Genomic DNA, 13,950 nt, shown 5'->3' on the forward strand with positions numbered 1-13,950 from the left:
TGGAAAGTATTATTTTTGTTATAGGTCAACTTTAACAGAATTTACTCAGAAGAAAAATTTTATTAGTCGAACTTATAAAAAAGGTGTTTATGATGAAAAAAACTATTGGAAAAAGAAGATCTTTTTGGACTAATTATTTTTGAATGTAATGGAAATTTAAACATAAAAGATATCTACATCTCATACAAAAAGAGATGAGAAATTGAGTTATTATTTAAGCAATTTAAAAATGTACTAGAACAAAACGAAGGAAATGTTCAGGGAAATTACAGAATAATAGCTACTGAATTTATTAATTTTTTATCATCTATAATGCTTTGCAGAATAAAAAATTACTTACTTGAAAATGGTGTTTTAGAAAATAAAACAATTGGTCAAATTTTTAGATATTTATCAAAAGTAATGAAAAAAAGAAAACCAAGAGTAAGAGAAGAGTGGGATGATGTTGAAACATTAAAATATATTAAAGAACTTATTAAAGTTTTAAAAATATAGTGTCTGAAATTGGGAATTTTTTAATATATAGGAATATTTTTGTTTAAAAGAGATTTAATATGAATAATAAATTATTTGAGAACTATAAATTAAGAATCATTGAAAAAGTAATAGACAAATATCTTAATGTAGCTAGTGCAATTTGTATTGATGGACCTAAATGATGCGGTAAAACTTCAACTTCATATTATTTATCAAAAAGTGCTTTTTTTGTAGGAGATCCTTCTGATAATTTTTCTAATAGACAACTTGCTTTAGTTAATCCAAAAATTATTTTAAATGGACAATATCCAAGACTTATTGATGAATGGCAAGAAGTTCCTTCAATTTGAGATGCAGTTAGATGAGAAGTTGATTGAAAAAATAAAAATGGAATGTTTATTTTAACTGGCTCATCAACTCCAAAATATAAAGGAGTATTACATTCTGGAGCTGGACGAATTGTAAGAGTTAGAATGGAAACGATGTCTTTATATGAATCACAAGAATCATTAGGAATAGTTTCATTAAAGGATTTATGTGATCAAAAAGTAAATGAACAGTTAGTTGAACCTTTAACTTTTGAACAATTAGCTTATTTAATAGTTAGAGGTGGATGACCTAAAAATATTGAAACACCAGTTTCTAATTGTCATTTATTACCTAACTCTTATATTGAAACTATTTTAAATGAATCAATTAAAGAAATAGATAATTCAAGATATGATCCATTAAAAATCAAATTAATTTTAAAATCTCTAGCAAGAAATGAAGCAACACTTGTATCAGAAGAAACTATTATAAAAGATATTTCAGCAAATGACGCAGAAACTTTTTCTCGTCCAACAATTAATAAATATATTGATGTTTTAAATAGAATGTTTATTTTTAACAATCAAGAACCTTATGCAACTAATTTAAGATCATCAAAAAGAGTGATGATTTCAGAAAAGAAACGTTTTTGTGATCCTTCTCTAGCTTGTGCTTTATTAAATGTTACAGTTGAAAAATTGGTAAATGACATTAAATTATTTGGTATTTTATTTGAATCATTAGTTATAAGAGATTTAAGAGTTTATGCTCAAGCTCTACAAGCTAAAGTGTTTCACTACAGAGATTATGATAATAATGAAATTGATGCTGTGATTGAACTTGATAATGGAAATTGATGTGCAATTGAAACTAAACTATCATCAGCTCAAATTGAACAAGCTGCAAAATCATTAAATAAAGCAGTTAAAAAGATTGAAAAAAATAACAATAAAGCTCCAATTTTAAAATGTATTATAGTAGGTATTGGAAATGCTATTTATAAAAGAGAAGATGGAATTATAATAGTACCAATTAACACTTTAAAAGATTAAACATTAAGAGTGATGAGAGTATGACAAAGTTATATAGTTAAGAGTATGACAAAGTTATATAGTTAAGTGTGATTTTTGTTTAAAATATATTTGTATATATTTACAAACAAGGGAGAATTATGGATAAAAAAATAATATGAGTTGCAACAAATAATAAAAATAAAAAAAGAGAATATCAAGCGATTTTAAAAGATTGAACTGTTAAAACTTTATTAGATTTACCAGAATATAATGACATTGAAGAAAATGGATCTACATTTGAACAAAATGCATTAATAAAAGCAAAAGATTTAGCAAAATATATTAATGGAATTGCAATTGGTGATGATTCTGGAATATGTGTTGATATATTAGATAATTTTCCTGGAATTTATTCAAAAAGATGAGCTTATCCAGTAACTGAATATAGTCAAATTTGTCATATGTTATTAGATAAATTAAAAGATTATCAAACTCAAGAACAAAGAAAAGCAAAAATGATAACTACAATTGCTTTTTATGATGCAGTTAATGATAAACAAGATATTTTTAAAGGAATTGTAGAAGGTTATATCTCAAATGATGTAAGAATTACAGAATTTGGATTTGGATATGATTATGTTTTTATTCCTAAAAATAGAGACAAAACTTATTCACAAATGACAAGTGATGAAAAGAATCAAAACTCAGCAAGAAGACAAGCTATTGATCAATTTAGTGATTTTATAAATAAGTATTAAGGAGAAATTATGACTGATAAAAGAAAATTAAATATTGTTTTATATGAACCAGAAATTGCTCAAAATGTTGGAGCAATTATGAGAACTTGTGTTGCTATTAATGCTAAACTACATATAATCGAACCTTTAGGATTTATTTTTGATGAAAGACATTTATCTCGTCCTAGTGCAAATGAGTTTAAATTTGTAGATTGTACTAGATATGATGACTGACAAGATTTTAAAACTAAAAATCCTGATATTAAACTATATTGTTTATCTAGATATGGACAAAAACCGATTTCAGATTTTGATTTTACAAAAATTAATGATGATGTATTTTTAATGTTTGGTAGAGAATCAACCGGAATTTCAAAACAAATTATTAAAGATAATTTTGATACTACTTTTAGAATACCTATGATCGCTGAAGCTAGAAGTATTAATATAGCAAATACTGTTGGCATTGCAAGTTATGAAGTTTTAAGACAATGAGATTATTTAGATTTAGTTAAGCATGAAGTTCAAAAAGGAAAAGACTATATTATGTCAGATGCATGAAAAGGAATTGAAGATTAATGAAAAATAAAAACTATTCTTATGTTTTAAGTGATTTAGATGGAACTATTTCTGATAAAAATCTAAATATCTCTAAAGATACAATTAAGTCAATTAAAAAATATCAAAAGAAAACAAATCATAAATTTAGTTTTTGTACTGGTCGATTAGATGTATGTAATAAAAAAATAGCAAAACAATTAAAAGTAAAATTACCAATCATTGCTTGTAATGGTGCTTTAATCACTGATTTAAAAACTAATAAAGTTTTATTTGCTGAGCATTTAGATAGTTCATTAACAGCAGATATTATTAAAATGTGTCATGAAAATCAAATTGATGTTGCTTGTTATGCTCCTGGTATGATGTTAGGAACTGATCAATCTAAAAGAATTAAAGTTTGAGAAAAATATATGTCAAACATCAGAAAAAAATATCGTTGAACAATTATAAAATTTGATACATTACTAGAATTATCAAAAAAAATTAGATCAGAAGAATTTAAAGTTGTTGAATTAATAATTAATATGTCTGGAATCAAAGAAGATCAAGTTCAAGATAAACTTAAATTGTTTGATAAATATTTAGATAAATTTGATTTAGTTCAATCACTTCCAACAATGTTTAACATTATGAAAAAAGGTGTTAATAAACTAACTGGTTTACAAAAATGATCAGAACTAATTAACACAGATTATAAAAAAGTAATTACTTTTGGTGATAATCATAATGATATTGAAATGGTTAGTGGAGTTGATAAAGGTTATGCAACAGCTAATGCTGTTGATAAATTAAAACAAGTAGCTTATCAAGTTTGTGATTCAGTTGAAAACAACGGTGTAGGAAAAGAACTTGAAAAGATATTGAATAACTAAGAAAGGAAATCAAAAATGAATAATGATGTTATTTTAGATCCGGTTCAAGAATTTGAAAGTTATTTACATAAAAATGAACAAATCATTGAAAAATATTTTCAAGAATTTACAGAACAATCAGAAATTAATATTGAAAAAAACCGTAGCCAAGTTAAAAAGATTAACGAAGCTAAACATAAATTAGATAGATCAAATACAATTTTAAAAAGAGTAAAAGTATGATCAATAATTAACATAGTAGTTATAGTAGTTTCTAGTTTAGCATTCGCATTTTTCATTTGATCTATTACTCAATCACAAGAAATGAAAAATTCTGAAAGAACAACTGCAATAATTTGTATAGCTATGTCTGTTATTGTTGCAACAACTTTTTTATTAATACATGTTTTATGAACTAGAAAAAAGAGAAAAGAAATTGATAGTATAGTTAATAATGCTAATAAAACATATAAAAAAGAATTAAAAAATGGTTATGATCAGACATTCGATCTTATAAGTTTAATTGATCATGGTACTAAAGAAAAAATCTTTTCTGAAACTATGCCTTTAATTAAATTTAAAAGATTTTTAACTCAACAAGGTTTAGATAACTTTAAAAAGAAATACAAACCTATTAATTATTATTATGATAAAGAATTATCATGCACAGCTTTAAAATCAGGATCAGTTTATAACAATCCATTTATTTTATCTAGCAGTTCTAAAATTGAAATAGAGTCTAAAGAATATGTTGGAAGTTTAGTTATTTCTTGACAAGAAACTCAAGGAGATAAAATAGTTACTAGAACTCAAACTTTAGTTGCTAGTGTTGTTAAACCTATTCCTGTTAAATATGATTTTTCATATTTAACATTTGGTGTTGATCTTGCACCTAACTTAAACTTTACTAGAACTAGTGCTGGATTAAATCAAATTAGTCAAAGAGAAAAAGAAAAATACGTTAAAAAAATTGAAAAAAGCTTATATAAATATGCTGAGAACAACCTTAACTTCTCTCCATTAACAAATACAAAATTTGAAGCTTATTTCGGAGCATTTGATAGAAATGATGATAGAGAATTCCGTTTATTATTCACCCCACTTGCTCAAGAAAATCTTGTTCGTTTAATCGAAGATAATAAAGCTAGTTTTGGAGATAATTTCGATATGATCAAACAAAACAAGTGTCTTTCAATAACTTCAAATGAATTAATAGAATTTGAAATAAATGATATTTATCCAATGATTGAATCATATAGTTATGATGAAATTAAAAAATACTTCTTTGAAACAAATAAATGATATTTCTTAAACATGTATTCAATTTTTGCTCCATATTTTGCTATACCAACTTTAAATAATATTGATGTTGATAGTCAAGCTAAAAAAGAAACATCAAAAGTAGTGTTGAGTAAACCTGAAATTGAAGCTCAATTATCAATGCTAGATAACTCTTTATTTAGACATAAAGAAGCTAAAACAGATTCATTATTATACGTTAAATCATTCGATCCAGACACTCAAATAGCTCAAGTTGAGTCTAAAGGATATGATATAGTTCAAAGAGTTGAATTTGTTCCAGTATGAGGAAGAGATGGAAACTTACATAACGTTCCAGTTCCTTGAGATGAATATATTGAATGTACTACTTTTGGTAAATTAAAAATAACTCCATTCAAAGAATTTAGTATCGATGATGATTGATATGAAAATGTTGCACCAAAATTAAACAAAAATCAAATTACAACAGATCTAGCAATTGTTGAGTTTGTAGATTAAAGTATAATAATTAAAAAGGAGATAAACAAATGGCAAATCAATTAGATGAAATTAATGGTCCTGTTTTTGAAGATGGACGTGAAATTAATGTTATCAATAAACAACTTCCTATTACAGTTGGAGTCGGATCAAAAATATTTGAAATTTTATTATGAATATTAATTATTCCTGGTTTAATTTTCCAATATAGAAAAGTTAAAGCTAGAAACTATTTAGCACAATTAGAACAAAAAATCCAAGCAAACGCTTCACAAGTTGATAACTATTTAGAACAAAGAGTTCAAGTTATGAAAAACTTAGCAAGTTTATTATCTAAATCAATTGATGTAGATAAAGATATTATGAAATCAGTTGCTGCTTATAGAAGTGGAATTGATCTATCTAAACAATCAAGAACTGAAGTTTTACAAGAAGTTGAGCATAATATTAGAGGATTACAACTTCAATTTGAAAATTATCCTGAATTACAATCTCATAAATCAGTTAGAGAAGCTATGCAACAAAATATATATCTACAAAAAGAAATTACTGCAACTCGTGATATATATAATGATTCAATTAATCAATGAAATAGAGCGATTAATGAATGACCTGCAAAACAAATGGTTGCAGCTAAATTAGGATATACAACAAAAATTCCTTTCGCTACAACAAGTGAAATTAAACAACAAGCAAGACAAGATTTCTTTTCTTAATTAAGTTGAACTAAAAAGTTCAACTTTTTAATTCTTAAAAAAGATAAGATTTTTAAAAATTAGCACTCTCATTGTTGAATTGCTAAAAATAGTGATACAATAATTGTAGTTGAATAAAATGTATTTACAAAAGGGGTGTAGATTTATGGAATTTCAAGAAAAAGGAACTCTAACTGATGCTTTAAAAAAATATACTAGAAATTTAACTAAAAATGCTAAGGATGGAAAATTAGATCCTGTTATTGGACGAGAAGAAGAAATATCAAGACTTATTCAAATACTTTCTCGTAAAACAAAAAATAATCCAGTTTTAATCGGTGAGCCGGGAGTAGGTAAGACTGCTGTTGTTGAAGGATTAGCTCAACGTATTGTAAAACAAGATGTGCCCGATTTATTAAAAAATAAAAAAATCTTAGAATTAGATATGGGAAGTTTAATGGCTGGAGCAATGTATATGGGTGACTATGAATCACGTGTTAAAGCTATTGTTAAAGAAATTGAAAAATCTAATGGAGAAATTATTTTATTTATAGATGAACTACATTTAATAGTTGGTGCAGGAAGAACTGGAACCGGTGGAGGAATGGATGTTTCTAACTTATTAAAACCAGCACTAGCTAGAGGTGAATTAAGAGCAATTGGAGCAACCACTTTAAATGAATATAGAGAATATATTGAAAAAGATGCTGCTTTAGAAAGAAGATTTCAAAGAGTTTTAGTAAATGAACCAACTGTTGATGAAACAATTTCTATATTACGTGGGTTAAAAGAAAGATTTGAAACATATCATGGAGTTAGAATTCACGATAACGCATTAGTTGCTGCTGCTAAATTATCAAGTAGATATATAACTGATAGATTTTTACCAGATAAAGCTATTGATTTAGTAGATGAAGCTTCTGCTTCGATAAAAACTGAACTAGCAAGTGTACCTACTGAATTAGATCAAGTTAATAGAAAAGTTATGCAACTTGAAATTGAAAAATCTGCTTTAGAAAAAGAAAAAGATGATAAATCAAAAGAAAGATTAGCTGAAGCAGTTAAAGAACTTGAATCACTTAAAAAACAACAAGCTAAGTTAAATGAAAAATGACTAAAAGAAAAAGAATATTTAAATAAAATTAACTCTTTAAAATCAACTATTGAAAGTTTAAAACAAGAACTTGAAAGAGTTCAAAGTGAGGGGAATTACCAACGTGCAGGAGAAATTCAATACTCATTACTTCCTTCACTTGAAAAACAATTATCAACTTATGAAAATGATTCAACTGACAGAATAATATCAGAAGAAGTTAGTGAAAAAGATATTGCTCAAGTTGTAGCAAAATCAACAGGTATTCCAGTTGATAGATTAATTTCATCAGAAAAAGAAAAATTACTAAATTTAGATAAATTACTAAAAATCAGAGTTAAAGGTCAAGACGAAGCTATTAAAGCTGTAACTAATGCAATTATAAGAAGCAGAAGTGGAATTAAAAATCCTGATAAACCAATTGGAAGTTTTCTATTTTTAGGACCAACTGGAGTTGGTAAAACTGAAGTTGCAAGAAGTCTTGCTGAAATTCTATTCAACTCACCTAAAAAAATGATTAGACTTGATATGAGTGAATATATGGAAAAACATTCAGTTGCTAAATTAATTGGTGCTCCTCCGGGTTATGTTGGTTATGAAGAAGGAGGAAGATTAACTGAAGCAGTTAGAAGAAATCCTTATTCAATAATTCTATTTGATGAAATTGAAAAAGCTCATCCTGACGTATTTAACATACTACTTCAAATTTTAGATGATGGAAGATTAACTGATTCACTAGGAAAAACTATTGATTTTAAAAATACAATTATTGTTATGACTTCAAATATTGGTAGTGAACATATACTAGCTGTAAGTAATCTAGAACCTGCAACATTTACAACAATACAAGATGAATTGAATAAAAACTTTAAACCTGAATTTTTAAATAGAATTGATAATATAATATTTTTCAATGCACTATCAGAAAATACAATCAGTGAAATTGTAGATAAAGTTTTAAATGAATTATCAGAAAGATTAATAAAAGATCAAAGCTATTATATTAATTTTTCTGAAGCTGCTAAAGATAAGATTATAAGAGAAGGTTATGACCGACAATTTGGTGCACGCCCTATTAAAAGATATATAGAAAAAAATATTGAAACTTTATTAGCTCATGCAATCATTAGCCAGACAATTGAAGAAAATCAAAGATATACAATTGATGTTAAAGAAAATGAATTTGTACTAGAAAAACAACAAATAAATTAGTTAGGTTAGTTATGTTAAAAGAAAGACAAGTAAAAATATTAGAAGCAATTGTCAAAGAATTCATTAAAACAAATCAACCTGTTGGATCAAAAAGAATCTTAGAGTTATTAGATATTAAAGTTTCATCAGCAACAATTAGAAGTGAATCAGCAATTTTAGAAGAAAAAGGATATTTAGAAAAGCAACACACATCAAGCGGAAGAACACCATCAACTAAAGGTTATAGATTTTATGTAGATAATATTATGAAATTTAATAACAACGAAGATAAAGAATTAAAAAAATATCTTCAACAAATATTTGAACTTCGTAATTATAATGTAGATAAAACTATAAATTATGCTAGTGAAATAATTAGTGAAATTACTAAAATGACTGCAGTTGTTGTTAAAAAAACTAATTTTAAAGATATTAATCTTAAAAAAATAGATTTAATTATTCTTTCAGAACAAATTGCTAATGTTGTATTTATATTTTCTGACACTTCAATTCAAAATAAAGTATTTAATTTAAATGATATTAGTTTAGAAGATCTTCAAATTGCTATTAAATTATTTTCAGATTCGTTATTAGAAGTTAGTTTAGATCAATTAAATGAACATATAGATAAATTAAAAGAACAACTAGCATTAAGTATTAAACAGTATGATTATGTTTTAAATACTTTTATAAGTACAATTTTAGATTCTAAAACAGATCAAAAAGAAATTCATGGAATGAGATATATGTTAGAAAATCCTGAATTTAGTGATACTGAAAAACTAAAAAAAGCTGTAAAATTAATGGAAGAGATTACTCCATTTCAATGATTTGATATAGCATATGAATCAAATAAAAAAATAAGTAAAATTTCAACAAAAATAGGTAATGAAATTGATGAAAATATTGATGATATTGCTATGGTAGGAACTGAGTTAAAAGTTGGAGATAATTCTACAGTACTGACTTTAATAGGTCCAAAAAGAATTGATTATTCTCAAGTTAATAGGTTAATGAATTTAATCATTGAGATTTTAGAAGGAAAGGATTTGGATTATGGCAAAACATAAATCTAAAAAAGATGAAATACTGAAAATATTAGATTCTTTAGATAAGCAACAAGCTGAAAAAGTTTTAGAATATATTGAAAGTATTAAATCTAAAAAAGATGAATTAGCTGAAGAAAATAAAAAGTTAAAAGAAGAAATAGACTACATAAAACAATTAAATGTTGCAGATATTGCTAATTTAACTAAAAAATATAATCAAAAAGAATTAGAAATTAAAAAGTATGGTGTATCAAAATTAGCTAAAGATATTATTCAACCAATTGAATTATTAAAAAAAGTTATTAATTCACCAATTAATAATGATGCAGTTAAACCGTATGTTATGGGATTTGAAATGATTTCAAATCAATTAGTTCAGTCACTTGAATCAAACAACATTAAACCGATGAACACTCAAGTTGGAGAAATATTTGATTCAACAAAGCAAGAAGCAACTGAATTAGTAGAAAACAGTGAATTTGAATCAAATAGAATTGTTGCTGTTTTAAGTGAAGGATATATGATTCACGATAGAGTGTTAAGTTATGCACTTGTTAAAGTAGCAAAATAATAAATTAAAAACATTAAAGATATAAAAAACACTAAAAACATTAAGGAGATAAGAAAATTATGGCAAAAGAAAAAATTATTGGCATTGATTTAGGAACAACTAACTCTGTTGTTTCAGTTTTAGAAGGTGGACAACCTATCATTTTAGAAAACCCTGAAGGACAAAGAACTACTGCTAGTGTAGTTGCATTTAAAAACTCAGATATTATTGTTGGTGGAGCTGCTAAACGTCAAGCTATAACTAACCCAAACGTTGTTCAATCAGTTAAATCAAAAATGGGAACAAACTCAAAAATTAACTTAGAAAACAAAGATTATACTCCAGAACAAATTTCAGCTGAAATTTTAAGATATATGAAAAATTATGCTGAATCTAAACTAGGACAAAAAGTTACAAAAGCAGTTATTACTGTTCCAGCATACTTTAATGATGCTCAACGTAAAGCTACAAAAGATGCAGGTAAAATTGCAGGATTAGAAGTTGAAAGAATTATTAACGAACCAACTGCTGCAGCTTTAGCTTATGGTTTAGATAAAGCAGATAAAGAAGAAAAAGTTTTAGTTTATGACTTAGGAGGAGGAACATTTGACGTTTCTATTCTAGAAATTGCTGATGGTACTTTTGAAGTTTTATCGACTAGTGGAAATAACAAACTAGGTGGAGATAATTTTGATGAAGCTATTATTAATTGATTATTAGAAAAAATTAAAGCTGAACATTCAATTGACCTATCAAATGATAAAATGGCTCGTCAAAGATTAAAAGATGAAGCAGAAAAAGCAAAAATCAACTTATCGAGTCAATTAGAAGTTGAAATTAATTTACCATTTATTGCAATGAATGAAAATGGACCAATTTCTTTTGCAACAAGCTTAACAAGAAATGAATTTAACAAAATTACTAAACATTTAGTTGATATGACTTCTCAACCAGTTCAAGATGCTTTACGTGAAGCTAAATTAACTGCTAAAGATATTGATGAAGTATTATTAGTTGGTGGATCAACAAGAATTCCAGCTGTTCAAGATTTGGTAAAAAGTTTATTAAATAAAGAACCAAACAGAACAATTAACCCAGATGAAGTTGTTGCGATGGGTGCTGCTATTCAAGGTGCTGTGTTAGCTGGTGATGTTACTGATGTGTTATTATTAGACGTTACTCCATTATCATTAGGTATTGAAACAATGGGTGGAATTATGACTAAATTAATTGACAGAAACACTACAATTCCAACTGAAAAATCACAAATTTTCTCAACCGCAGTAGACAACCAACCAGCTGTTGATATTAATATTTTACAAGGTGAAAGACCAATGGCTGCAGATAATAAATCACTAGGACAATTCCAATTAACAGGAATTCAACCAGCACCAAAAGGTGTTCCTCAAATTGAAGTTACATTCAAAATAGATGCTAATGGTATTGTAAATGTATCAGCAAAAGATAAACAAACAAATGAAGAAAAATCTATTACAATTTCAAACTCAGGAAATTTAAGTGATGAAGAAATCAACAGAATGGTAAAAGAAGCTGAAGAAAATGCAGCAACTGATGAAATCAAAAAGAAAAACATTGAATTAAAACACAAAGCAGAAAGTTATATTAATGTAATTGAAACTTCAATTAAAGAAGCTGGAGATAAAGTTTCACCAGAACAAAAAGAACAATCTGAAAAAATGGTTGCTGAAATTAAAGAATTAGTTAAAAATGAAGATTATGCTTCTTTAGAACAAAAAATGACTGAATTAGAACAAGCTATGGCAGCTGCTGCTGAATTTGCAAAACAACAAGGTCAAGATCCAAATCAAGATCCAAATCAAGATCCAAACCAAAATCAATAATTATAAATTTTAAATATAGACAAACTAACGAGTGTTAGTTTGTTTTATTACATAAATCAGAAAGAGAGAAAATATGGCAAAAAGAGATTACTATGAAGTTTTAGGTGTTTCAAAAACTGCAAGTGAAGACGAAATTAAAAAAGCTTATCGTAAGCTTGCCAAAAAATACCACCCTGATTTAAATAAATCAGCAGATGCTGAAGAAAAATTTAAAGAAATTAATGAAGCAGCTGAAGTATTAACTGATAAAGATAAACGTGCAAGATATGATCAATTCGGTCATGCAGCATTTGATCAAAATTCAGGATTCGATGGATTTGGTGGTTTTGGTGGATTTGAAGATATTTTTAGTCAAATGCGTTCATCAAGTGGGGGTTCATCATTTTTTGGAGATATATTTGGTGACTTTTTCGGATCTAATTCTCGTTCAAATTCCCAAAGAGTAACAAAAGGTGAAAGTATAAAAGTTAATATCTTTTTAACTTTTAAAGAACTATTATTTGGTGCAGAAAAAATTATTGAAGCTCAATTGTTAACTAGTTGTAAAACATGCGATGCAACTGGAGCTAAATCAAAAGATGATATAACTAAATGTAACAAATGTTTTGGAACAGGTCATGTTAACATTCAAAGAAATTTAGGAATGATCCAATTCCAACAAAGTGCAGTTTGTCCTGATTGTGATGGTGTTGGTAAAATCATTAAAAATAAATGTAAAGATTGTCGTGGTAAAGGTCATTATTTTGCTAAACAAAAAATTGAAGTTAATATTCCTAAAGGTGTGATGCTAGGTCAACAGATTAAAATGGCCAACAAAGCTCATGCTTCATTAAATGGTGGACCAAATGGAGATATATATATCGATCTATTACTAAAAGAATCTAAAGTTTATGAAATTATAAATGATTATGATCTTAAAATGATTTGAAATGTATCTTATATCGATGCTATTTTAGGAAATGAAATTACTATTAAAACTTTAGATGGTGATGTTAAAGTTAAATTACCAAAAGGAATTAGTTCAAAAGAAACAATTAAGATTTCAAATAAAGGTTTATATAAACAAGTTAATAGAGATAAAAGAGGAGATTTATTTATTGAAATAAATATTGCTGTTCCTAGAAATCTATCTAATAAAGAAAAAGAATTAATTCAATCATTATCTGAAAATTCAAGCTTTGAACCTAAAAATATAGTTGAATAAAATGAACATGTAAACAAAACCAGTTTACATGTTTTTCTTTTTAAAATATAATAAGAAAGCATAGCTAATGAGAATCTAAAAAAATATTAATTATAAAAGTTCTACCTAATATGACTATAGAAAAACTTGAAAATTAAGCAGTTTTTTATAAATAACCTTAAAATGTATAAGATCAAGCATGAATAATTACTTAAAATTAATTTAAACAGACATGGAATAAGTTAAAAAAACTATTATTTTATGTCGTGGGTTTTTAAACAAAATGAACCTTTAAATTTTTAAGTTATAATAATCTTATCAAAGGAAATTAGAAAATTAAACTAATCCAATAAGCCTAATTTTTCTTTGAGTTCGAATGATATGCGATAACATTCATTCTTAACACCTGAGACAAGTCCTGATAGTTCATCGACTACTTCACTGGGCAATCCACTTGGGTGTTTTTTAATGCTGTTAAGAGTCTTATCTAATACAGTATGAATCCATCTCGTTTTATTTATTGTTCCTAGGGTTTTTAAATCATGTTTTCTTTCTTCATCTAATTGTTTTCTTTTTGCTATATCAGCTATTCCTCAATCATGAGATCCTTTTTCTAATATT

Annotated in this window: 12 protein-coding genes and 1 pseudogene; 12 read left to right on the plus strand and 1 reads right to left on the minus strand. The window is 26.4% G+C overall.

All coding sequences use genetic code 4. The annotated features are described in order from the left end of the window. From AB668_RS00540 to dnaJ, 12 genes and pseudogenes are all read left to right on the plus strand, one after another. Window positions 1-495 (plus strand): annotated as a pseudogene (locus AB668_RS00540) (IS1634 family transposase); the annotation flags it as partial. A 59-nt stretch (window positions 496-554) separates the two neighbouring features. Then, the gene (locus AB668_RS00545) at window positions 555-1,838 is read left to right on the plus strand and encodes an ATP-binding protein (protein ID WP_050517169.1); all 1,284 of its coding nucleotides are present in this window, start codon (window positions 555-557) and stop codon (window positions 1,836-1,838) included. A 119-nt stretch (window positions 1,839-1,957) separates the two neighbouring features. Further along, complete coding sequence (gene rdgB / locus AB668_RS00550) at window positions 1,958-2,557, plus strand: RdgB/HAM1 family non-canonical purine NTP pyrophosphatase (RefSeq protein ID WP_050517170.1); 600 nt, start codon at window positions 1,958-1,960, stop codon at window positions 2,555-2,557. 9 nt (window positions 2,558-2,566) lie between these two features. Further along, on the plus strand, window positions 2,567-3,115 hold the full coding sequence (locus AB668_RS00555) for a tRNA (cytidine(34)-2'-O)-methyltransferase (protein ID WP_050517171.1): 549 nt from the start codon (window positions 2,567-2,569) through the stop codon (window positions 3,113-3,115). After that, window positions 3,115-3,969 (plus strand): Cof-type HAD-IIB family hydrolase, encoded by an 855-nt coding sequence (locus AB668_RS00560; RefSeq protein ID WP_050517172.1) that lies wholly within the window; start codon window positions 3,115-3,117, stop codon window positions 3,967-3,969. Before AB668_RS00555 ends, AB668_RS00560 begins: the two co-directional genes overlap by 1 nt. A 15-nt stretch (window positions 3,970-3,984) precedes the next feature. Next, on the plus strand, window positions 3,985-5,727 hold the full coding sequence (locus tag AB668_RS00565) for an MAG1210 family protein (protein ID WP_050517173.1): 1,743 nt from the start codon (window positions 3,985-3,987) through the stop codon (window positions 5,725-5,727). A gap of 29 nt (window positions 5,728-5,756) precedes the next feature. Next, a complete protein-coding gene (locus AB668_RS00570) occupies window positions 5,757-6,422 on the plus strand; it encodes a LemA family protein (RefSeq protein WP_050517174.1) in 666 nt (221 codons plus the stop codon). Window positions 6,423-6,567: 145 nt separating this feature from the next. Further along, complete coding sequence (locus AB668_RS00575) at window positions 6,568-8,706, plus strand: ATP-dependent Clp protease ATP-binding subunit (protein WP_050517175.1); 2,139 nt, start codon at window positions 6,568-6,570, stop codon at window positions 8,704-8,706. Window positions 8,707-8,717: 11 nt separating this feature from the next. Continuing rightward, window positions 8,718-9,755 carry a heat-inducible transcriptional repressor HrcA gene (gene hrcA / locus AB668_RS00580; RefSeq protein ID WP_050517176.1) on the plus strand — a complete coding sequence of 346 codons (1,038 nt, stop codon included), beginning with the start codon at window positions 8,718-8,720 and terminating at the stop codon, window positions 9,753-9,755. Then, window positions 9,742-10,305, plus strand: coding sequence for a nucleotide exchange factor GrpE (locus AB668_RS00585; protein ID WP_050517177.1), 564 nt, complete (start codon window positions 9,742-9,744; stop codon window positions 10,303-10,305). The genes hrcA and AB668_RS00585 overlap by 14 nt, the downstream gene beginning before the upstream one ends. A gap of 59 nt (window positions 10,306-10,364) precedes the next feature. Further along, window positions 10,365-12,146 carry a molecular chaperone DnaK gene (dnaK, locus tag AB668_RS00590; RefSeq protein ID WP_050517178.1) on the plus strand — a complete coding sequence of 594 codons (1,782 nt, stop codon included), beginning with the start codon at window positions 10,365-10,367 and terminating at the stop codon, window positions 12,144-12,146. Window positions 12,147-12,219: 73 nt separating this feature from the next. Further along, window positions 12,220-13,350 (plus strand): molecular chaperone DnaJ, encoded by a 1,131-nt coding sequence (gene dnaJ / locus AB668_RS00595; protein ID WP_050517179.1) that lies wholly within the window; start codon window positions 12,220-12,222, stop codon window positions 13,348-13,350. A gap of 320 nt (window positions 13,351-13,670) precedes the next feature. Here dnaJ and AB668_RS05645 read toward each other — a convergent pair. Next, a partial coding sequence (locus tag AB668_RS05645) for a hypothetical protein (protein ID WP_160314999.1) occupies window positions 13,671-13,950 on the minus strand: 280 nt, incomplete at its 5' end.

Origin of the sequence: Mycoplasma sp. HU2014 (assembly GCF_001199495.1) — a bacterium.
GTDB lineage: Bacteria > Bacillota_I > Bacilli_A > Mycoplasmatales > Mycoplasmataceae > Mycoplasma.